Origin of the sequence: Sediminibacillus sp. JSM 1682029 (assembly GCF_041366435.1) — a bacterium.
Lineage (GTDB): Bacteria > Bacillota > Bacilli > Bacillales > Amphibacillaceae > Sediminibacillus > Sediminibacillus terrae.
In genome coordinates this window covers 65,556-85,000 of the sequence record NZ_JBEWYY010000013.1, presented here as the reverse complement: position 1 = coordinate 85,000, position 19,445 = coordinate 65,556, and the positions used below count along the sequence as shown (strand labels likewise).

General features: G+C 45.7%; 26 protein-coding genes and 1 riboswitch. Of the genes, 18 read left to right on the top strand and 8 right to left on the bottom strand.

The features are described from left to right. The first annotated feature begins 84 nt into the window (after positions 1–84). Together ABVF09_RS17635 and ABVF09_RS17630 are read left to right on the top strand one after the other, a co-directional pair. Complete coding sequence (locus tag ABVF09_RS17635) at positions 85–1,413, top strand: amino acid permease (RefSeq protein WP_026571467.1); 1,329 nt, start codon at positions 85–87, stop codon at positions 1,411–1,413. A 251-nt stretch (positions 1,414–1,664) separates the two neighbouring features. Continuing rightward, positions 1,665–1,820 carry a YvrJ family protein gene (locus ABVF09_RS17630; RefSeq protein WP_081704457.1) on the top strand — a complete coding sequence of 52 codons (156 nt, stop codon included), beginning with the start codon at positions 1,665–1,667 and terminating at the stop codon, positions 1,818–1,820. Here the strand turns inward: ABVF09_RS17630 and ABVF09_RS17625 are convergent. Further along, a complete protein-coding gene (locus tag ABVF09_RS17625) occupies positions 1,817–2,539 on the bottom strand; it encodes a YqcI/YcgG family protein (protein WP_371069753.1) in 723 nt (240 codons plus the stop codon). The genes ABVF09_RS17630 and ABVF09_RS17625 overlap by 4 nt on opposite strands. A gap of 64 nt (positions 2,540–2,603) precedes the next feature. After that, positions 2,604–3,239, bottom strand: a complete 636-nt coding sequence (locus ABVF09_RS17620; RefSeq protein ID WP_026571465.1) for a LysE family transporter — start codon at positions 3,237–3,239, stop codon at positions 2,604–2,606. A gap of 151 nt (positions 3,240–3,390) precedes the next feature. On the opposite strand from ABVF09_RS17620, the gene eutH reads away from it, so the two are divergent. Continuing rightward, on the top strand, positions 3,391–4,482 hold the full coding sequence (gene eutH, locus ABVF09_RS17615; protein ID WP_371069752.1) for an ethanolamine utilization protein EutH: 1,092 nt from the start codon (positions 3,391–3,393) through the stop codon (positions 4,480–4,482). A 147-nt stretch (positions 4,483–4,629) separates the two neighbouring features. Here eutH and ABVF09_RS17610 read toward each other — a convergent pair whose 3' ends face one another. After that, positions 4,630–4,878 carry a hypothetical protein gene (locus ABVF09_RS17610; protein ID WP_026571463.1) on the bottom strand — a complete coding sequence of 83 codons (249 nt, stop codon included), beginning with the start codon at positions 4,876–4,878 and terminating at the stop codon, positions 4,630–4,632. Positions 4,879–4,898: 20 nt separating this feature from the next. After that, complete coding sequence (locus ABVF09_RS17605) at positions 4,899–5,159, bottom strand: hypothetical protein (RefSeq protein WP_153464965.1); 261 nt, start codon at positions 5,157–5,159, stop codon at positions 4,899–4,901. Positions 5,160–5,303: 144 nt separating this feature from the next. Between ABVF09_RS17605 and ABVF09_RS17600 the strand changes: the two genes are divergently transcribed. Then, positions 5,304–5,723 (top strand): organic hydroperoxide resistance protein, encoded by a 420-nt coding sequence (locus tag ABVF09_RS17600; protein ID WP_026571461.1) that lies wholly within the window; start codon positions 5,304–5,306, stop codon positions 5,721–5,723. Between the two features lie 65 nt (positions 5,724–5,788). On the opposite strand, the gene ABVF09_RS17595 is transcribed toward ABVF09_RS17600, so the two are convergent. Then, complete coding sequence (locus ABVF09_RS17595) at positions 5,789–6,268, bottom strand: spore coat protein (protein ID WP_371069751.1); 480 nt, start codon at positions 6,266–6,268, stop codon at positions 5,789–5,791. A 286-nt stretch (positions 6,269–6,554) separates the two neighbouring features. Here ABVF09_RS17595 and ABVF09_RS17590 point away from each other — a divergent pair, with 286 nt between their 5' ends. From ABVF09_RS17590 to ABVF09_RS17575, 4 genes are all read left to right on the top strand, one after another. After that, the gene (locus ABVF09_RS17590; protein WP_371069763.1) at positions 6,555–7,196 is read left to right on the top strand and encodes an SGNH/GDSL hydrolase family protein; all 642 of its coding nucleotides are present in this window, start codon (positions 6,555–6,557) and stop codon (positions 7,194–7,196) included. Next, a complete protein-coding gene (locus ABVF09_RS17585; RefSeq protein WP_026571458.1) occupies positions 7,184–7,675 on the top strand; it encodes a GNAT family N-acetyltransferase in 492 nt (163 codons plus the stop codon). The genes ABVF09_RS17590 and ABVF09_RS17585 overlap by 13 nt, the downstream gene beginning before the upstream one ends. A 1-nt stretch (position 7,676) precedes the next feature. Beyond that, a complete protein-coding gene (gene proC, locus ABVF09_RS17580) occupies positions 7,677–8,477 on the top strand; it encodes a pyrroline-5-carboxylate reductase (protein WP_153464972.1) in 801 nt (266 codons plus the stop codon). A 194-nt stretch (positions 8,478–8,671) separates the two neighbouring features. Further along, positions 8,672–9,097, top strand: a complete 426-nt coding sequence (locus ABVF09_RS17575) for a hypothetical protein (protein WP_153464974.1) — start codon at positions 8,672–8,674, stop codon at positions 9,095–9,097. 133 nt (positions 9,098–9,230) lie between these two features. On the opposite strand, the gene ABVF09_RS17570 is transcribed toward ABVF09_RS17575, so the two are convergent. Together ABVF09_RS17570 and ABVF09_RS17565 are read right to left on the bottom strand one after the other, a co-directional pair. Continuing rightward, positions 9,231–10,427 (bottom strand): CynX/NimT family MFS transporter, encoded by a 1,197-nt coding sequence (locus tag ABVF09_RS17570; RefSeq protein WP_371069750.1) that lies wholly within the window; start codon positions 10,425–10,427, stop codon positions 9,231–9,233. Positions 10,428–10,560: 133 nt separating this feature from the next. Continuing rightward, positions 10,561–11,556, bottom strand: a complete 996-nt coding sequence (locus tag ABVF09_RS17565) for a D-alanyl-D-alanine carboxypeptidase family protein (RefSeq protein WP_371069749.1) — start codon at positions 11,554–11,556, stop codon at positions 10,561–10,563. 225 nt (positions 11,557–11,781) lie between these two features. Here ABVF09_RS17565 and lepB point away from each other — a divergent pair, with 225 nt between their 5' ends. The 9 genes from lepB (at position 11,782) to ABVF09_RS17520 (ending at position 18,586) form a co-directional block, all read left to right on the top strand. After that, on the top strand, positions 11,782–12,333 hold the full coding sequence (gene lepB / locus ABVF09_RS17560; RefSeq protein WP_026571453.1) for a signal peptidase I: 552 nt from the start codon (positions 11,782–11,784) through the stop codon (positions 12,331–12,333). A gap of 379 nt (positions 12,334–12,712) precedes the next feature. Continuing rightward, positions 12,713–12,970 (top strand): transcriptional regulator SplA domain-containing protein, encoded by a 258-nt coding sequence (locus tag ABVF09_RS17555; protein ID WP_035427282.1) that lies wholly within the window; start codon positions 12,713–12,715, stop codon positions 12,968–12,970. After that, positions 12,963–13,991, top strand: a complete 1,029-nt coding sequence (splB, locus tag ABVF09_RS17550; RefSeq protein WP_026571451.1) for a spore photoproduct lyase — start codon at positions 12,963–12,965, stop codon at positions 13,989–13,991. Before ABVF09_RS17555 ends, splB begins: the two co-directional genes overlap by 8 nt. 60 nt (positions 13,992–14,051) lie before the next feature. Continuing rightward, a riboswitch (TPP riboswitch) is annotated at positions 14,052–14,154 on the top strand. Positions 14,155–14,327: 173 nt separating this feature from the next. Beyond that, positions 14,328–15,032: a thiaminase II gene (gene tenA, locus ABVF09_RS17545; protein ID WP_371069748.1), complete on the top strand. Its 705-nt coding sequence runs from the start codon at positions 14,328–14,330 to the stop codon at positions 15,030–15,032. Positions 15,033–15,055: 23 nt separating this feature from the next. Then, the gene (gene thiD / locus ABVF09_RS17540) at positions 15,056–15,883 is read left to right on the top strand and encodes a bifunctional hydroxymethylpyrimidine kinase/phosphomethylpyrimidine kinase (protein WP_371069747.1); all 828 of its coding nucleotides are present in this window, start codon (positions 15,056–15,058) and stop codon (positions 15,881–15,883) included. Further along, positions 15,876–16,673 (top strand): hydroxyethylthiazole kinase, encoded by a 798-nt coding sequence (thiM, locus tag ABVF09_RS17535; protein WP_371069746.1) that lies wholly within the window; start codon positions 15,876–15,878, stop codon positions 16,671–16,673. The genes thiD and thiM overlap by 8 nt, the downstream gene beginning before the upstream one ends. A 3-nt stretch (positions 16,674–16,676) precedes the next feature. Continuing rightward, a complete protein-coding gene (gene thiE, locus ABVF09_RS17530) occupies positions 16,677–17,321 on the top strand; it encodes a thiamine phosphate synthase (protein WP_371069745.1) in 645 nt (214 codons plus the stop codon). A gap of 154 nt (positions 17,322–17,475) precedes the next feature. Continuing rightward, positions 17,476–18,000, top strand: a complete 525-nt coding sequence (locus tag ABVF09_RS17525) for a type 1 glutamine amidotransferase domain-containing protein (RefSeq protein ID WP_026571446.1) — start codon at positions 17,476–17,478, stop codon at positions 17,998–18,000. 112 nt (positions 18,001–18,112) lie between these two features. Continuing rightward, positions 18,113–18,586, top strand: a complete 474-nt coding sequence (locus tag ABVF09_RS17520) for a DUF456 domain-containing protein (RefSeq protein ID WP_026571445.1) — start codon at positions 18,113–18,115, stop codon at positions 18,584–18,586. A 113-nt stretch (positions 18,587–18,699) separates the two neighbouring features. On the opposite strand, the gene ABVF09_RS17515 is transcribed toward ABVF09_RS17520, so the two are convergent. Next, entirely contained in the window at positions 18,700–18,996 is a 297-nt protein-coding gene (locus tag ABVF09_RS17515) for a DUF3817 domain-containing protein (RefSeq protein ID WP_026571444.1), read from the bottom strand. Positions 18,997–19,110: 114 nt separating this feature from the next. Between ABVF09_RS17515 and ABVF09_RS17510 the strand changes: the two genes are divergently transcribed. Next, positions 19,111–19,440, top strand: coding sequence for a hypothetical protein (locus ABVF09_RS17510; protein WP_026571443.1), 330 nt, complete (start codon positions 19,111–19,113; stop codon positions 19,438–19,440). Positions 19,441–19,445 lie beyond the last annotated feature (5 nt).

The window sequence follows — 19,445 nt, the reverse complement described above, 5'->3', positions numbered from 1 at the left end:
CATTAAAAATCATCCAGTCGTTTCCCTGTATAAATCCTCTAGTTCACTGAAACAATAAGTTCGACTGAAGCTGGAGGGATAAAGATGAAAAAGCAGGGGAAAAGCCAGAAAAAAATAAGATGGTGGCAGCTTTCCATGATTGGTATCGGGTGTATCATCGGTACCGGTTATTTTTTGGGATCGAGTATTGCCATTAGGCAAACCGGACCATCGGTTTTGTTTGCATTCATTTTGGCAGCGGCGGGTACATATGTCGTTTTTGATGCACTTGCCAGAATGACTGCGGAGCATCCGGCAGAAGGTTCCTTCCGTTCTTATGCCAAAAAGGCTTATGGTCATTGGGCCGGCTTCAGCAATGGCTGGGTATATTGGTCTTCGGAAATGCTGATTATGGGAAGTCAGCTGACGGCATTAGGGATTTTCTCGCAATTCTGGTTTCCGAAGATGCCATTGTGGATTCTTGCTTCGATATTCGGCCTGTTGGGCCTGATCGTGATCCTTACCGGGGTGAGTGGATTTGAACGGTTTGAAAACATATTTGCTGTAGTAAAGGTTGCAGCGATATTGATGTTTATCATCATAGCCATACTGGCGGTTTCTGGTATGCTCAATGGCCAGAAAGAGGCTCCGTCTTTCGCTTTTGGTTTTCAAGAATTGTTCCCGAATGGCTTGGTCGGGTTTTGGACAGCATTGATTTTTGCTTTTTATGCTTTTGGAGGTATCGAAGTTATGGGAATAATGGCTAACGAGCTGAAAGAACCTCGGGAGGCCCCAAAGTCGGGTAAAATCATGCTGTTATCCTTGACGGTCATTTATATAGCCTCCTTATGGCTGGCGCTGCATCTGGTGGCCTGGAATAAATTCTCCACGGATGAAAGTCCCTTTATTCTGGCGTTGGATAAATACCATATTGCTTTTGTTCCCCATGTGTTCAATGGAGCGTTAATTATTGCTGGTTTTTCCACGATGGTTGCTTCTTTATACGCAATTACCACCATCATTGTCAGTTTGGCGAAAGACGGGGATGCACCGAAACTTTTCACCAAAAAGACTGGAAAAAGGGAGATTCCGTTTCGGGCTTTATCCCTTACAACCAGCGGACTGATTTTGTCGATAATTGTTTCTTTACTATTGCCGGAAAAAATTTATGAGTATTTCACCACAGCGGCGGGCTTGATGCTGCTCTATACCTGGCTGTTTATTCTATTCTCTTATAAAAAGGTAATGAACCCTTCTGGGATGCAAATGGCGAAAAGGTATATTGGATTACTGCTGATTCTTTTGGCCGTATCGGGAACATTGTTCGATAAATCCAGCAGACCGGGCTTTTTTATCAGCTTGGGATTTTTAATCCTGATTGGTTTGATCACTTTATCCATGAAAAAGAAATGGGAGCACGGGAAAAAAGCATGACGACTAAATCAAAAACCGGACGATAAATCGAATTCGTTCGGTTATATTTTGTTTTAAACTTCGATTGAATTTAGCAAAAGCTCGCCGGCTGTTGCTTTTACGTTTTTCTTTAAGAAAGTGTGGATTTTTCATACATGTTGGTGGTTGTCCTTTACGTGAGCTGAATCCCTTTCATATAAAGTAGCATAACGGTATCAAAGATACCGTTATGCTACTTATGGTGTAAACCGGGAAGGGGTTGAGTGACTGCTATGTTTGAAAATCTGACTTTTATCCAGTTGATTAGCAATCTGGGCTTCCCTATCGCAATCACTGTCTATTTGCTTCATCGTTTTGAAAAACGAATCAAAGCATTGGAAAAAGCGGTGGGTGAACTGGCTAAGCTAATTGAATCCATTCGGGACTAACGTTGCTTCGGATGGAATGGACAGCTTTGACTGGAGGTTTGATCTTCCCTCAAAAAATACTGCTTCGCTTCAAAGTTATCCCCCTGGCCATAAGTATTCAAATCTGGATGGGGAGGCAGATCATCATAGGCAGTTAATCGTTGCCTTATTTTTTCTTTTATGGACAAGGCGTATGGCTGGCTCATAAATCTTTCGAATGCCCATCTTGGTGTAAATGCCAGTAGAAAACAAGGGGAACTGCGGCTTCTGCGCCTTTTATGGGCGGGTGTTGCCGTATAAATGAAATACCGTTCACCATGAAAGCAGAATTCCCAAAGGGGATCAGATGGATGAACAGGAATTTCAGCCGGCCAATCGAAGGAGTCGCTGTCATGAAGAGTGGTCAACAGCTGCCAAAACAAATATTCATGGTCGGCAACCGAACGTTCCTCATCGTATTCAAAGAATAGGATGAGGGAAGTGTAACGGCCGAATGCTTTATAGGAATGACTGTACTGTGCAAGCAGGTCTGCCATTGCTTCCACTGTTTTGCCATCAGTGGGCCGAGGCAGGAATCCAAACCGAAAATGCTTCAAAGAGGCCCCTTGTACGGCAGGAATACAAGGGAACCTGTCGCGTTTGTCCGCCAATTTTTCCAGGAATGCCTGGTAGTTGGAAAAGTGAGATTTGCTAATGCCTTCCGGCTGCATGAGTAGGTCGTCGCTTGTATAAAGTGTCATGGTCGTCACCCTTTCCCTGATAATCTATTACCGATAGCGGAAATGGGTGACTGTCATTATTTGTTTATTGCAAAGGAAACAACAATGCTGCCGCCTGCCAGCCGAAATAAATTCCGAAACAAATCAGGGAAAGCCCGGACAGGACGGAGATGATAATTAACACCCTATCGGTCAGGAAGCGACGGAAACTGCTGGCCACGAGGGCCATCGTAATGTCCCAGATGATCAAGCCAAGGATCACTGCACTGCTATATAATACTAAATGGGAAGCGTCATACTGGGCGGCTGTTTTTGCTAATACGGAACCATAGATACCCAACCAGAACAAAATGGTAAGGGGATTGGAGAGTGCTAAGAAGAACCCGGTGAAAAAGGTCTTGGACGCAGCATTTTCTTCGTTTCGGTATTGTTCTCCGGATAATTTCCGGGCACTCAGCACGCTTTCAAAGCCGGTGTATAGCAAGACAAAACAGCCGAACGACCAAAGGAACGTTTTCATGAACGGGGTTTCCAAAAAATGTACGATGCCGAAATAAACGGTCAACATGTACAATATGTCTGCTGCTAAAGAACCGAGTCCTATCAACCATGCGTGGAAAAAACCGCTTTTGATCCCCTTGTCCAATTGTGCAGCGTTGATTGGTCCAATCGGAGCAGCTAGAGAAAGCCCCAAAAATACATAGCTAAAAAAAATCCCCACTTTATCTCTCTCCCTTATGGATAGCTTGTACAGTCTATTCATCTGAAAGAAGAGTTAGCACAGAAAATCATCAACAAGTCAGACATGACTGGAAGTAGTGGACAAACTGTTGATAAAATGAATGGACAAATGAAAAAAGCTGGTGATGTATATGGGGATAAACGAACTGATCATTTACATAGTGGCGGTGTTCTTTGTCTTGGGGGCCGTCGACAAATGCATTGGCAATAAACTGGGGCTCGGGGAACGTTTCGGCGAAGGGTTTCAGGCCATGGGCACCATTGCTTTGGCCATGGTTGGCATTATTTCTTTGGCGCCTGTGCTTGCCAAGTTGCTTACTCCTTTGGTGCTTCCGGTTTATAGTCTGATAGGTGCTGATCCTGCTTCCTTCGCCAATACCATTTTGGCTTTGGATATGGGAGGATATTCATTGGCCGAAGCTATGTCACAAACTGAAGAGGCTGAATTGTTTTCATGGGTATTTCTGGGTACCATGCTAGGGCCGACGATTGCTTTTACAATCCCAGTTTCATTAGGAATGATTGAAAAGCGGGATTATCCTTATTTTGCAAAAGGAATCTTGCTCGGGTTGATTACCGTTCCTGTGGGATGTCTTGCAGGAGGCGTGATTGCTGGCCTTGATTTTGTGATGATTCTTCGCAACTTAATCGTTCCTGTTTTGCTGGCCGTTTTCATTTCCATCGGGTTGTGGAAGCAGAAGGAAAGAATGTTGTACGTTTTTTCTCTATTTGGGAAAGCCGTACAACTAGCGGCTATCATAGGTCTTGCCGCGATAGGGACGGAATCTCTTACAGGATTGGTGATTATTCCGGATATGACACCGATCAATGAAGGTATTCAGATTGTCGGGGCCGTTGCGTTATTTTTGGCAGGTGCATTTCCGATGCTGGCTTTTATTCGGAAAGTATGTGGGAAACCGCTGCGGAGTATAGGAAACAAAGCAGGGATCGATGAGGCATCGACGACAGGTGTGCTGGCATCTTTGGCCCATATCATCCCGATGTTGTCCACATTGAAATATATGGAACCAAGGGGAAAGGTCCTTAATGTAGCTTTTGCTGTCAGTGGGGCATTTGCATTCGGTGGTCACCTTGGATTTGTTGCTGGCATCAACCAGGATGTGGTGTTTGCCGTCGTAGCAGGAAAACTGATCGGTGGCTGCAGCGCCATGATATTGGCTTTGCTGACGACCCCGAAGCATACGGGACGGGACGCCGAATGAAAAGAATCGAGACGAGGTATTCGGCCAATTTATTGCAGAGTGACAATTACCTCTTAAGGAAATAGTGCCGGAGCGAGATCAGATGTATATAAGAGCAAAAGGCAGCAAAAAAATTCCGGCCAGCATAACGGCCGGACCTTTGCTGTTTCAGCGGGTTAACGATTGCTGTGTCTGTTTCAAGAGCCGCAATAAGTCGTCCGCGCGTTGAAGCTGCTGTTTTTCTTCCTCACTGAACCAGCTTGACCGTTGGTGGGCAAGTGCCAATTGTTCTTGTGCATAGGCAAGGTGGTTTTGCGATTCAGTAAACATTGCAGGATCAGTCTGGGCGCGCTCTGTCCAATGCTGTGCCCTTTCGATTGCTGTCGTTGCAGCATCCAGGAGATTATCTTCCTTCATCAAGCTTATCACCTCCGCAGTCAATGGACTTCTTTTGTATCTTCAGCAATGGCTTCATCATACGCATCCATTAATTTAGCCATTTCCTCTTCGGAGACATCGAGCAAAAATTCATCATCGTTTTCATGAAGAATCCGTTTCATTTTAAGTTCATTTTCCGAAGAGTACAGAACGTATTCCTTTTTATCCATTTCGATGACTGCATCGACTGTATATTCCTTTTGGTTACCCGCTTCATCTTCTATGGAGATGGTTTCCATATTTTCTTCTGGCTGTTTCAATTGCATCACCCCTTTGGATTTTCTCTTGTAGTTTTTACTGCCTCGTTTAATTTATGCGAAGGGAAAAACGGTCAGCTTGTTTAAAAGTATCGAAAAAAAGGAAAATTAAAATGAAACAAAAAATGCGAGGAGGATGATTTACTGATGAGTGATGTATTATTTACTGCCCATGCAACAGCAAAAGGCGGAAGAAATGGTCATGTGAAATCCGATGATGGAATCATCGATTTAGATTTAGTCAATCCAGCCGACGATCCTGACTCCAAAGGTTCAAATCCTGAGCAGTTATTTGCTGCCGGTTATTCCGCATGCTTTGATGGAGCGTTGAATTTGGTGGCGGGCAAGCAAAAGAAAGACATCGATTCCACTATTACAGCTGATGTCGATTTCCTCAAAGATTCAGAAGACAACGGCTTTAAAATCGGTGTCACCCTAAACGCTGAGATTAAAGGCGTATCCCAGGATGAAGCCGAAAAACTGGTTGAACAGGCCCACAAAGTATGCCCGTATTCGAAGGCTACCCGAGGAAACATCGAAGTGAAACTGAACACAAAAGCTGTTTAAAAAAATAGAAAAACCAAGAAGTCCAGGCTATTGAGTCTGGACTTCTTAACACGTGACGGCAAGCGTTACAGGCTTAGTGCCTTTTTCGCCAGCTCCATGTCATGCTTAAACAGCTTCTTTAAATCATAAGCCGGGTAGTTTCCTTGTTTATACATGAATTGGAAAACATCGTCATGGAGTTGAATCATCTTATTCAATTGATTGACCAGCACCTTTTTCAAAGCCGGTGTCGCTGTTTCCGTAATAGCGATACTATAGTTCCGTACTGCGGTTTTAGATAAAACCAGCAAGTCTCCTTGAAACAATGTTTCGTCCACTTGTTTTCTTTCTTCCTCTTCCTCTTCCTCTCTTGGTGTTAGCGGATAAAATGCAAGCAGTTCCTCCAAACCGGCTTCCATAAGTTTGATCGCGTTCTGATACAATGCTTTCAATTCCTGACTTTTAATTTTGGGCAGTGTCGTTTTCAATTTCATCAGGCCGATAGAATTAAAGGCTGTGATTTCATGCAATTCAAGTGACTCATGCCAGGCTAACGTTTTATCCATGTTCACAACTCCCCTGTCTAGTTGAATGTCTTTTAATTGTATGCGAATACCCATATATTGGTTCAGCTTTCAGTCGGCATTCCCGGTTGTTTTTGATAAAATGGGATAAAAACCGGGGACAGGCAATAAAGTAGGCATTACTGACGGCGCAAATGGCCTGGCATACTTCCAACCATCTCTGCTGAATAGAGAAATTTCGGTAGGCTTGTTGGGTGTTTGACTGTCACCTCATGTATGTAGTTAACTTAATGACAGTTACATCCTATGGAAAGGGGCTGGTGCGGTGTTGGGGAAAAGAAAAATAGTATTTATAGGGGATAGTATCACAGATAGCGGTCGGCAAGAGGATAGCCAAGGGATAGGATATGGGTACGTTAGACTTATCCATGATTATTTGATGACGGAGTTGAATAATTCTTCTCCTGAAATCGTGAATAGGGGGATGAACGGAAACCGGATCACAGATTTGGCTTCAAGATGGAAGCGGGACGTCATCGACCAACATCCGGATTTTCTCTCCATTTCTATCGGTATAAACGATGTATGGCGGCAGTTGGATCATCCGGCAAAGGAACAGGTTTATCCGGATAGATTTCACGACATCTATAGGCAGCTGCTTGATTCGTTAAAGCCTTCAAGAACTATCCCGATTTTGATGGAACCGACCATCATAGAAGAAGATCCGGATTCTCCCGGCAACCAGAAACTCAAGCCATATGTGGAAATTGTCCGCCGGCTGGCAAGACAGTATGACGGGGTCTTGGTCCCGACTCATCATAAGTTCACGGCTTTTTTGACCAGCAATTCCAAAGAAAAGCTGACAACGGACGGGGTGCATATGACATCCCTTGGAAATATGCTTATGGCGAAAACATGGCTTCAAACGGTCTTGAAGCAATTACAGGAGGAAGATAGATGTTCAAAATAAGACTAGGTAGTCCGGAAGATTTTGAAGGGCTTTTGGAGATATACAAAGAACTTCAACAGCGGAGGGCTGCTGCGAAACCGGAATACTTTAAACAAAACCTGTCGCCGATTAATGCGCAAGATCTTTCGGAAATAATTGCGGATGACCGTAAACGGTTATATGTAGTAGAAAAAGCGGGAGCCATACAGGCATTTACTATTTTCAAGGGCGAAAAACAGGAGGAAACAGCTTTATATAAGGAACGCCGGATTATTAAGGTTGAAGAGTTATACATTAAACAAGATCAGAAATACAAAGGGATCGACCAATATTTGTTTGAAAAAATCAAGAAGTTTGCTTCCAGCATCCAGGCTACGGAAATCGAGCTGGAGCTTTGGGAAGATGATCTGGAAATGATCGATTATTACGAAGAAAGACTGGAACTGATTCCGAAAACGAGAACAATGGTTTTTCCGATCAGCAGTCTGGGGGGAGAATGATATGACACAAGGGACAACCAGGATGTTGTTTATCGGAGCCGGTAGAATGGCGCAGGCTATCATCGGCGGCTTATCAGGAAATCGACGGTTTGCCATTACCGCATCCAATAATGGCAATCAAGGACGGCTTGAATATGTGGAAGGGGTCTATGGAGTTTCCGTATCAGAAGATTGGCGGGAGGAAGTAAGCCATTCTGACATCATTCTATTGGCCATGCCTCCCGAAACCCATCCAGGGCTGTTAAAGGACTTGGCCGGACTGCTTGACAAGCAGCTGGTGATAACAGTAGCCGCGGGTATTTCTCCGTCTTACATGGAAGGAGTTCTCCCAGTAGGGACTCCTGTCGCTTGGGTCATGCCGAATACGGCAGCGAAGCTGGGTGAATCAAGCACTTTGTATGCCACGGGGAAACATGTCGACCAGCATCATAAACAGCTTCTGGAAGAAATTCTGGAGGGAATAGGGGCATTCGAAAATGTTACGGAGGAGCAGCTTTATGAATTGACTGCAATCACCGGCAGTGCACCTGCCTTCATTTATCGGATCGCAGAGTCCTTGAAAAACCAGGCTGCGGCTGTCGGTATATCTGAACAACAGGCAAGAAAGCTTGTAGCCCAGATGATCGCAGGTTCTGCTGAAATGCTGAAGACGGGCGAAGACCCGGCTGAATTGGCTGATCAGGTTGCAACTCCGGGAGGTTCGACTGCCGCTGGTTTGAATCTGTTGGACAATCATGATATCGACCGGCTTATGCAGCAAGCAATCACTGCGTGCAGGGAAAAAAGCAGACAGAATCATTGATCAAATAGAAGGAACAAGAAGAGGCAGGACGTAATCTAAATCTTCCAGGAAGAAGCGAACGATAGAGGTGAATAGCAGATGCCGATAGCAAAGGGGTTTGCTATAATGTAGCGTATGGATGCTAGGTAAGAAAAAATCATTGTCATCAAGTGTTGAAGGGACGATATATATTTGAAGAGGAAAGGAGGAAGAGAATGAAATTTTTACGGAATTTGATTATCACGGCTGCTATTTTAGCGGTTGTCGGATATGGAATTTACCATATCGCCGCCGGGGTGATTGCGGATAAAGTGGTCGACCAGGTCGAACAGGAACTTTATCCTGGCGGAGATGTGGAGGCGGTGAAACAGTCGATCGACAATAATCCTGAGTTACAGGAATTCCTTGCAGATGCTCCGCAAATTGACCGAAGTCAATTACCTTTCACGACCAAGGAAGGGGCAGTTAAAAATCTGATCAAGAAGTTCAGTGTCGGTGAAATTCAGGAGTTAAGCGAGACGGTCAACGGTGACATGACACAAGAAGAACAAATGGCTTTGCTTGAAAATATCGAGAAAAAGCTTTCCCCGGAAGAATTGAACGCAATTAAAGTTGTTATGTATGAGGAATTGAATAAATGAAAATCGACCGTATCGGCATCGGCTGCGATACGGTCGATTTTTTGGTGTGAGAAAATGGTAAATTTAATTGCAGTGGATAATTATTGGCGGAACCGCCTCGTCCAACTTCCGCGTCAGGACGGGAAGGGTGTTCTTAAACTAACTTATTGCGCGCTGCGCCCAATCCAGCGATGACCATAAACACTGACACGGCAAGGATAGTGGAAATCGGTAAGTTCCACCTTCCTGTGGCATCGACGAGGAGCCCGATAAAGAATGGGCCCGCTGCAGCCAGCAAATAGCCAAAGGACTGAGCCATCCCGGAAAGTTCGGCTGCTTGTTTTGCGTTAACAGCCCGCATGCTTAAAAAGGCGAGTGCCAGACTGATGCTGGCACCGAGAGCGAAACCGATAAAGGTAATCCAAACAATCAGCAGCCAAAAAGATCCACCGGCCAATAGACCGCCATAACCTAAGACGGCAAAGAAGCCGATCAGCAGAATGATTCCCTGCTGGTTTTTGAACTTATCTGCTAAAATCGGAGCAACAAATGTAGCGGGAAGGCTGATAAACTGCATATATGACAACAGCCAGCCGGCAGTTCCGATCGTCAATCCATAATTATGGAGGATTTCAGGCAGCCAGGAGATGGTCACATAAAAGAGAAACGATTGCATGCCCATGAACAAGGTCACCTGCCATGCGAGCGGTGATTTTGTCAGGTGTGCTGCCGATGGTTCGAAATATTGTTGTTCCGGCTGCTCGTTTTTTTGTGTATGTAAATAAATCGACCAAACCCCGATACCGATGAAAGCCAGGACCACCCAACTGACAAGTGAAAGCTGCCATCCCAGTTGCAAGCTGTCAGCCAACGGTATGCTTAGACCGGAAGCAAGCGCTGCAAAGGAGGCCATACAAGTGGAGTAGACACTCGTCATAAGGCCCACTTTTTCCGGGAATTTTTCTTTGATCAACCCGGGCAACAGTACATTACAAACCGCAATTCCCAGCCCTACCAAACTGGTTCCGATATAAAGGGTAGGCGTGTAGGCAATCGACCGGCTTATGATTCCGATGATCAACAAAAGAAGTCCTAGTCGCAAAGCGCGGCCGCTGCCGATACGATTGCTAAGCCGGGGAGCGATTGGGGACATTGCCGCAAAAGCTAGAAGCGGCAAGCTGGTGATCATCCCGGCTCCCCAGTTGGCCAGGCCGATATCATCGCGGATCCTTCCGAGCAATGGTCCGACAGAAGTGATTGCCGGTCTTAAGTTAAAGGCTATCAGAATAATCCCCGCAATGAGCAGGAAACGACCCGCAGGTTTTGCCGCATATCTGGATTTTGTATTCATATGTAAAATCGATCTCCTTCTAAAATCAGGCCATTTTTCATGGCGGATGTTTTCTTTTGAATGTTGGAACATATGTATAAAAGTATAGAAGAAGTAAGGTCGTTCATCAAAGAAAAATGATTTGCCCGCCGAATTACTGATCCGTCGTCGGGATGGCTTCATAAAGTTTTTTTGTTTCCAAGAAGCGGGCATTTTCGCTGTCTGTTCCCATGATAACGGATAGGTACCGGGAATTGCCGCGTTTTATCGTTCCGGTAAAACAATACCCTGCGGCATCTGTATAACCCGTTTTCAACCCATCGACGCCTGGGTAGCTGATTTTTTCCGTATCCATTTCAGGAAGCATGACATTGGTGTTATAATAAGTAGTACTATCATGGCTGCCGTGTGAAACCGTATCATCGGCTAGCGAAGATATTTCCAGGATTTCCGGGTGCTTGTTCAGAAGCGCCAAACCTAACGTGGCTACATCTTTTACAGACATAGCATTATCGGTATGCTCCAGATTTTCGTAGCGATAGGCACCTAAATCTTGATTGTTCAGTCCCGTACTATTGACGAAAACAGAGTTATCCATTCCGAATGTTTTGGCTGTATCATTCATGCTGCTGACAAATTCTCGCTCGCTGCCAGCTACAGCTTCAGCAAGCGCGATAGCAGCTCCGTTGGCGGAGTGAATGGCTGTTGCGTGGAAAAGTTCTTCCACGGAATAGGTAAGGTCTTTTCTTAGTAAAATCGAAGAGTAGCCAGGAGTATTAGAAATCGTGTAAGCATAATCACTGATGGAAATTTGTTGATCCCAGGTTAGTTGTTCCTGGTCGATTGCTTCCAGGACGAGGTATTCGGTCATCATTTTTGACATGCTTGCTACAGGGAGCGATTGATTGATTTGTTTTTCGTATAATATTTGGCGGGTATCTGCATTGACCAATATGGCAGCCTTTGCATGAAGTTGAAGGTCCGGAAAAAGGACTTCCTCTTCCACATGGAAAGAGGAGCCCTGGTGTACGACCTTTGTCGACTTTTCTTTCTCTTGTTCATCGGGGCTTTCGCCGTAGATCGAGATTGCGATAAAGCTGGCAATCAGCAGAAGAAAAACAAAAATGAGTGTGTACGTAAATGCTTTCATTTAAATTACCTCCATGAATAAAGACGACACAAAAAGCGAATAGTCTACAAAAAATATACTGAAAGTTTTTGACCTGGCGATATAAAATGGTGACAAGAACGAACTGCAGTTTTTCCACTCGTGCTTGATTACATTAGTTAAGGTGCTTTGCCTAGTTAAGATAAAAGGAAGAGCGTCGCATAATATCCCGCGATTTGCTTCCTGCAAAAAAGGTTGGGGAGATAAATGAATAACAGTAGCTTGAAACATGAAGTGCTATCCTGGCTGAAAACTATTTTGGTGGCACTAACAGTTGTCATCGTATGCCGTCATTTTTTGATTACGCCATCGATTGTGGAAGGTGAGTCGATGATGCCGACTTTGCATGATGGTGATCGTATCATCCTCAGCAAAATAGGAAAAGTTGAACGGTTCGATGAAATTGCCTTTCAGGCACCCGACTCTGACGATGCTTATGTAAAACGGGTCATCGGCCTGCCGGGCGACAAAGTCGAAATGAAGGAAGATGTCCTTTATATCAATGACAAGCAAGTGGATGAACCGTACTTGGAAGAATACAAAAAAAGTTTATCGCAAAGCCAGTATCTCACAAACGATTTTACACTGAAAGAGATTGCCGGCAAAAGCACTGTACCGGAAGGCTGCCTTTTCGTTCTGGGAGACAATCGACTGGTCAGCAAAGATAGCAGATACTTTGGATTCATCAAAGATGAAAGCGTCATCGGCGATGTCAAATTGAGGATATGGCCATTAGAAGCCATCGGCATACCCGAATAAAAAAGGGGGCGGTTCCAAAAGTCTTTCACCGACTTATGGAACCACCCCCTTTCTAATGGACACTTCCGAAGGGAATTTGGCCGAAACAGGAGAATGGGGGTCAGTCCCCACAAAGGGACAATACGAGATAGATTTGTAAAGATAGTGAAAATGGGGCCAGTCCCCGAAAGGCGGATTCGTCAACATATAGTAAGTTTATACGTCATTTCGAGTGTATATGGTGGTTCACGGGCGGCCGCGTGTATAGATGGGGTCTGTCCCCGAAGCCCGGTCCTGGAACATGTCGGTGGGATTTCTGGGGTTGATGGGGACTGACCCCGTTTATTTTTTGGGGGGATTGGGATAATAAGGTTATCTTGATGGAGAGTTGGGTGAGATGATGGAATATAATCAGGGTTATATGCCTGGTGAGGTGGTCTATGTGATCATCCGGAATCCGCATGTGCAAGGGGTGGCCAATGTGCAGGAGGCTGCCGTCGTGGCTGATCCGGAAAATGGAAATGAACTGGCGTTGTTTTTGTATGATACATACTATCCCTTGACGGAAGAAGTGGCGGTGTACCGCTCGGAACAGGAAGCAGAACATGCATACCAGGCTGCGTTTGGTACCGAGGATTCGGAGGGGTTGCATGGTTAAACCTTTTGTCCCGCAGTTGGTATATGTGGAACCGAAGGCCATGGAGTATCCCCTTGGCCGCGAACTTGTCGATAAATTTAACGGGATGGGGATCGAAATCCGGGAAACGACCTCCCATAATCAGGTCCGCAATTTGCCGGGTGAAAACGATTTTCAGAAGTACCGCAATGCAAAATCCACCCTCGTTGTAGGGATAAGAAAGACACTGAAATTTGATACCTCCAAGCCTTCTGCTGAATATGCGATTCCGTTCGCGACGGGGTGCATGGGGCACTGCCATTATTGTTACTTGCAAACGACGATGGGCAGCAAGCCGTACATCCGGACTTATGTCAACACCGAGGAAATTTTTGACGCAGCGGAAAAATACATGCGTGACAGGGCGCCTGAATTTACGCGATTCGAGGCTTCCTGTACTTCGGATATCGTCGGGATTGATCACCTGACCCACACGTTGAAACGGGCAATCGAGTATTTTGGAAAATCGACTTACGGGAAACTTCGCTTTGTGACCAAGTTTGCCCATGTCGATCACCTTCTGGATGCCGAACATAACGGCAGGACCAGGTTCCGATTCAGTATCAATGATGATTATGTAATCAAGTACTTTGAACCGGGGACCTCAAGACTTGCCGAGCGGATCGGAGCAGCGGTCAAAGTGGCAGAGGCCGGTTATCCGCTCGGTTTTATCGTTGCGCCGATTTACTTGCATGAAGGCTGGCAGGAAGGCTATCCGGAAATGCTGGAAAGGCTGGCAGATGCACTTCCATCTTCCGCAAAAAAAGATCTGACATTCGAACTGATCCAGCATCGGTTTACGCAGCCCGCTAAACGGGTCATTGAAAAAAATTATCCGATGACCAAACTGGAGTTGGACGAATCAAAGCGAAAATGGAAATGGGGCAGGTATGGTATTGGCAAGTACGTCTATAAGGACGAGGAACAGGAAGAAATGAAAGATGTATTGAAGTCGACCATCCACAAGCTTTTTCCAAAGGCAACAATCGAATATTTCACATGATCGTGGCTTGTTTGACATTATGGTCCATTCATGTTTTAGTGAAAGTAGTTAAATATTTTGGAAGTCCACTAGGGGCGCCTGTAAGGCTGAGATAAGGAATAACCTTGGTCCCTTAGAACCTGAACTGGTTAGTACCAGCGTAGGAAAGTGGAGACGGGATACGTATATCTATGGATAAACCTTACCAAGATTGTATAAACCGCTCCAGTTTTCTGGAGCGGTTTTTTTGCGTTCCGGGAACTGTGCGGCTGACTGCACACTATTTCTCCGATATGGACTCCCCTCCATTTCCCAGAGGTTCCGGACTTCCTCCAAAAAAAGGGAGGAGTTTTTACCATGACATTTTCCGAACAGTTGAGAAAACAGGCAGATGAAGTTTTCAAAGGAATCCTGCAGCATCCTTTTATAAGGGGAATAGCCGCAGGAACTGTACCAAAGCAGGCTTTGATTCACTATGTAAAAGCAGATTATGAATATTTGTCTGCATTCAACCGAATATACGGCCTGGCGATTTCGAAGTGTGAGGACAGGTCCGACATGGTTTTTTTCCAGGAACAAATCGGGTTCGTCCTCAACAGTGAAATTCATCCGCATGAGAATTTTTGCAGGGTGGCAGGGGTGAACTATGAAGAACTGCAAGGAAGCCCGCTTCCGCCCACAGCAGATCACTATGTCGCCCACATGAGCAAAGCCGCCTACAGCGGAACGATGGGTGAAACCCTGGCAGCATTGCTTCCATGTCCATGGACTTATCTGGAAATCGGTTTGGCATTGAAGGAAGAAAAACAGCCTGACAATTCCCATCCGTTTTATGAATGGATTTCTTTTTATGCAGACGGAGAAATTGCAGAAGTCACTCATGAATTATGCAGGAAAATCGACCGCTGGGCAGCCAATGCCAGTGAACGGGAGAAACAAAAAGCGGCCCAGGCCTTTTTGAAAAGCTGCCTGTTGGAATACAACTTTTGGGAAATGGCCTATACACAGGAAGCATGGCCATTCTCTGTGCTTACCAATCAACAGATCCAGCCGTTGCATTAAAACTGAAAAAAGGGGGGAACCGCATGATTGCAAGTGCTTTGACCATTGCCGGAACAGATCCAACTGGAGGAGCCGGCATACAGGCAGATTTGAAAAGTTTCCAGGAAAGAGAAGTATACGGGATGAGTGTGGTCACCTCTGTAGTGGCCCAAAACACCATGGGAGTCAAGGATGTCCAGCATTTGTCAGTCGATTTTATCGAAAAACAGCTGGATGCCGTATTTGAGGATATCACTCCCGATGCGGTAAAAACGGGAATGATTGCTACGAGCGATATGATGGAACTGATAGCAGATAAATTGATAAAACGACAGTCTCCATATGTAATCGACCCGGTCATGGTGGCCAAGAGCGGTCACGCTCTGATGGAAGAGAAATCAAGACAGACGGTCAGGGATAAATTGATTCCTTTGGCTACTATTGCGACGCCGAACATTCCGGAAGCGGAAATGCTGGTCGAGTTTCCGATAAGAAATCTTTCAGATGCCAAGCGGGCAGCCAAGCTGATTGTGGAAGAGCTTGGAGCCGGAGCTGCAGTTGTGAAAGGTGGACATTTATCGGGAGAAGCTATTGATGTTTTATATGACAAACAGGAATATCATTTGTTTCAGTCGCCAAGGGTGGATACCAAGCATACCCATGGAACGGGCTGTACATTTTCTGCGGTCATCGCATCCGAGCTGGCAAAAGGAAGAGAAATATACGAAGCGGTTTCGACAGGCAAGGAATTCATCACCGCAGCGATTCATCATACCTTGGGAATCGGCAAGGGTAACGGTCCGACCAACCATTGGGGTTACCGGATACACGGGCTTCCCGGCCTGAAGGAAGGAGTGGAGTCCAATGAATGAGAATACCAGTTTACTAACGAACGTGAGAGATAAGCAACCGTTGATCCACAATATCACCAACCAAGTCGTCACCAATTTCACGGCAAATGGGCTGCTGGCCATGGGGGCTTCCCCCGTCATGGCCAATGCGGAAGAAGAAGCCGCTGACATGGCAGTAATAGCCGACGCGCTAGTATTGAATATCGGCACGCTGACTGCATCGCAGGTAAATGCGATGATCAAGGCAGGACAGGCAGCAAATCAAAAGGGGATTCCAGTCGTGTTTGATCCAGTAGGAGTCGGAGCAACCTCCTATCGTAACATGATTGCCTTGAGAATCCTGGAAGAAATCGATGTATCATTGATTCGTGCCAATGCAGGGGAAATTGCTTTTCTGGCCGGGGCAGATGCAGAAATGAAAGGTGTTGACTCAGCTTTTCAAGGTGATGCCCAAAAGATAGCAGTTGAGGCCGCGAAGCAGCTGGAAACAGCTGTGGTGCTTACTGGAGAACAAGACATCATCACGGATGGAGAAACTATATATGTAAGCAGGAATGGCCATCAATTGCAGACGAAAATTACCGGGGCAGGATGCCTGCTCAGTTCAGTGATTGCTGCCTTTTTAGCAGTGGGAAGAGAAAAACTGCCAGTCGCTGGAGCTGCTGTCAGCTATTATGGGGCAGCTGCCGAAATGGCCGCTTCCATGAGTGATGGACCGGGCAGTTTTCAGCGAGCATTTCTTGATTGCCTGTATCGGTTGGATGAGAAAGGGTGGCTGGAAAAAATGCAGTTGAAACAGGTGGATGGATAACGGATGCTCTTACGTCAGTCTTTACAAGTCTACTTTATCATGGGAAGTAATAATTGCACCGGAAATCCGTTAGCCGTTTTGGAGCAGGCGTTAGCCGGCGGCATAACCATGTTTCAGTTTAGGGAAAAGGGCCGGGGGGCAAAGACCGGTATAGATAAACAATTGCTGGCTTTGCAAATGAAAGAGTTGTGCCATCGACACCATGTCCCATTTATTGTGAACGATGATGTGGATTTGGCCATCGACGTGGGTGCGGACGGAATACATGTAGGTCAGGAAGATGAACCGATTGACTCCGTCCGCCGCCGTTGTCCAGGCCACTTTATTGTCGGAGTGTCGGCAACCAATCTGAGAGAAGCCCGTGAAGCCGACTCCGCAGGGGCAGACTATATTGGTGCCGGACCAGTTTTTGCTACTGCCACCAAACACGATGCCAAGGCACCTATCGGTATAGAAGGCTTGTCCCGGATTAGAAGGTTGATCGGCAACACACCGCTTGTAGCAATAGGCGGCATTCATGAAAAAAATGCAGAAGAGGTGATCATGGCCGGGGCGGACGGTATATCGGTCATTTCGGCAATCAGCAGAGCGGGGAATTCCTTGACAGCAGCACAGCAGTTAAAACTCCGGACGACTGTAACCGAATAGGGTTCTGTGTGAAAAAAGCATGATGCCACTGCAAAGGCTGCTTTTTCCCATCCAAAGCAGAGGGTTATTCATTTCGTAAATTGGCGTTTGATGATAAACTGAAGGGTAGTGAAGTTGCCGACAGTGGCAGCATGTAGTGAAGGAGGGTGCGAAAATGCGCTTGCAGGACAAAAAGGTCATTGCACTCGTTGCCCATGATTTCGAAGATCTGGAACTGTGGTATCCGATTCTTCGTCTTCAGGAAGAAGGAGCGACCGTGCATTTAGTCGGGGAAAAAGCCGGCGAAAAATACATTGGAAAATATGGAGTCCCTGCGATCTCGGATTATGCCTATGCTGATATAAAAGCAGAAGATTACGATGCAATCCTCGTTCCGGGAGGATGGGCGCCAGATAAAATCCGTCGCTTCCCAGAAGTATTGGAAATGCTTCGGCACATGGATCATTATGAAAAGCCGATCGGTCAGATATGCCATGCCGGCTGGGTGTTAATTTCCGCAGATATTGTCAGGGGAAGAAACGTCACCAGTACGCCTGGCATCAAGGATGATATGACAAATGCGGGCGGTAATTGGCAGGACTTACCGGTAGTTGTAGATGGACATATCGTTTCAAGCCGCCGTCCGCCGGATTTGCCTCCATATATGAAGGAGTTTGCTGATTTACTTGCCGATTCCTGATAGAAAGCGGGCTGTACAAGTTGTTGTGCAGTCTTTTTTCATCTTCTTGAATTTTCCTGAGCCGGTGGATTTACGGTGAAACCTGTGACTGAACGGAAGGGAGGTTAACGTCATAGATATTGTCATTTGGATTTTGATTGCAGCTAGTTTTCTACTAAGTTTTGCCGGAATTATTTTCCCGTTGATTCCGGCTCCCCTAATGCTCTGGATCGGCTTTTTGCTGTATTTTTTCTTTATGGACGGCGAATTATCGATACTGTTTTGGATTGCCATGGTGGTACTAACAGTCATCCTGATTGTATCGGACATCATTGCCAATAGCTATTTCGTGAAAAAATATGGCGGTTCCAAGTGGGGAGAAAGAATTGCAGCTGTTGGAGTAATTGTCGGTTCCTTTATCATTCCGCCGTTCGGAATCATCATCGTTCCGTTTGTCGCCGTGTTCTTGACGGAAATCATCCAACAGAAAACGACTGAACAGGCATGGAGGGCTTCGCTAGGTTCTTTGATGGGATTTCTCGGAGGAGCTGCAGCCAAAGTCGTCATTCAGTTAATCATGATTATTTGGTTCTTTTTTGCTATTTGATAAAAAGCAGCCTTTCATCGCCGGCTCGGCGGGAGGCTGCTTTTTATCATCGTTATACTTCTGTCTCCCTCGAGGTCTAAGCTTGCCGGGAGCACCGAGGCGTCCCGTGCATTTTAGACATAACGGGATTTCTGTAGACGATAATCCAATACATAGTTGCCAAAAGGGATGAAAGCTACCAGCAGGGAGCCGAACAGCCACTTGAACGCCCAGCGGATTTTAATTGTCGTATAGGCTATGACCAGCAGGTACACGACAAAGAAAAAACCGTGAAGGGAGCCGACCAGGGTGACTACCTCCGGGAAGCCTGCTATGTATTTCAATGGCATGGCGATAAACAAAAGGACGACAAGAGAAGTTCCTTCGATCATGCCGAATATCCGGAACAGTCGAATTGGGGAGTTCAACATGCGATACCTCCATTCCAAACATGTTTTCTTCTTTAGTATAATAGATAAAAGGATGCTAAACTATAGATTGCCGAATGTTCTGCATAATTTCATCAAAACAGAGGAGAGAATACGTTGAAAAATATATTGCCGTTGATCCTGCCGACTTTTTTGATCGTTTTTGGGGTCACTAGCTATCTGACCACCGAGTTGGCGGCGGGAGCACTTATCATCTTGTTGATTGGCATGATCGTATTTTTAGTCGAGTTACGATACATAAGAAAAGGCAGGCCGAGGTATCGGACAGCTATTACGTTATGGACAGCGGGTATTGTTTATTTAATGTTCGTCGTTGTGGAACAATACCTCTATGGAAAAGTGTTTAATTATTTCTTTGCGACCGTTCTCGCAATAGGTGCAGGCGTTATTGTCAATGTATTGATGCGGGACGGAAATGGGAATTAGATGAC

Excerpts from the sequence above, each read along its gene's own strand:
- lepB (WP_026571453.1), top strand. The coding sequence starts at position 11,782 with ATGAATAACAGTAGCTTGAAACATGAAGTGCTATCCTGGCTGAAAACT.
- ABVF09_RS17575 (WP_153464974.1), top strand. The coding sequence starts at position 8,672 with ATGAAATTTTTACGGAATTTGATTATCACGGCTGCTATTTTAGCGGTT.
- ABVF09_RS17610 (WP_026571463.1), bottom strand. The coding sequence starts at position 4,878 with ATGAAGGAAGATAATCTCCTGGATGCTGCAACGACAGCAATCGAAAGG.
- splB (WP_026571451.1), top strand. The coding sequence starts at position 12,963 with ATGGTTAAACCTTTTGTCCCGCAGTTGGTATATGTGGAACCGAAGGCC.
- ABVF09_RS17600 (WP_026571461.1), top strand. The coding sequence starts at position 5,304 with ATGAGTGATGTATTATTTACTGCCCATGCAACAGCAAAAGGCGGAAGA.
- ABVF09_RS17515 (WP_026571444.1), bottom strand. The coding sequence starts at position 18,996 with ATGTTGAACTCCCCAATTCGACTGTTCCGGATATTCGGCATGATCGAA.
- ABVF09_RS17595 (WP_371069751.1), bottom strand. The coding sequence starts at position 6,268 with ATGGATAAAACGTTAGCCTGGCATGAGTCACTTGAATTGCATGAAATC.
- eutH (WP_371069752.1), top strand. The coding sequence starts at position 3,391 with ATGGGGATAAACGAACTGATCATTTACATAGTGGCGGTGTTCTTTGTC.
- ABVF09_RS17630 (WP_081704457.1), top strand. The coding sequence starts at position 1,665 with ATGTTTGAAAATCTGACTTTTATCCAGTTGATTAGCAATCTGGGCTTC.
- thiD (WP_371069747.1), top strand. The coding sequence starts at position 15,056 with ATGATTGCAAGTGCTTTGACCATTGCCGGAACAGATCCAACTGGAGGA.
- ABVF09_RS17565 (WP_371069749.1), bottom strand. The coding sequence starts at position 11,556 with ATGAAAGCATTTACGTACACACTCATTTTTGTTTTTCTTCTGCTGATT.
- ABVF09_RS17585 (WP_026571458.1), top strand. The coding sequence starts at position 7,184 with ATGTTCAAAATAAGACTAGGTAGTCCGGAAGATTTTGAAGGGCTTTTG.
- ABVF09_RS17525 (WP_026571446.1), top strand. The coding sequence starts at position 17,476 with ATGCGCTTGCAGGACAAAAAGGTCATTGCACTCGTTGCCCATGATTTC.
- ABVF09_RS17635 (WP_026571467.1), top strand. The coding sequence starts at position 85 with ATGAAAAAGCAGGGGAAAAGCCAGAAAAAAATAAGATGGTGGCAGCTT.
- thiE (WP_371069745.1), top strand. The coding sequence starts at position 16,677 with ATGCTCTTACGTCAGTCTTTACAAGTCTACTTTATCATGGGAAGTAAT.
- ABVF09_RS17570 (WP_371069750.1), bottom strand. The coding sequence starts at position 10,427 with ATGAATACAAAATCCAGATATGCGGCAAAACCTGCGGGTCGTTTCCTG.
- thiM (WP_371069746.1), top strand. The coding sequence starts at position 15,876 with ATGAATGAGAATACCAGTTTACTAACGAACGTGAGAGATAAGCAACCG.
- ABVF09_RS17555 (WP_035427282.1), top strand. The coding sequence starts at position 12,713 with ATGGAATATAATCAGGGTTATATGCCTGGTGAGGTGGTCTATGTGATC.
- tenA (WP_371069748.1), top strand. The coding sequence starts at position 14,328 with ATGACATTTTCCGAACAGTTGAGAAAACAGGCAGATGAAGTTTTCAAA.
- proC (WP_153464972.1), top strand. The coding sequence starts at position 7,677 with ATGACACAAGGGACAACCAGGATGTTGTTTATCGGAGCCGGTAGAATG.
- ABVF09_RS17625 (WP_371069753.1), bottom strand. The coding sequence starts at position 2,539 with ATGACACTTTATACAAGCGACGACCTACTCATGCAGCCGGAAGGCATT.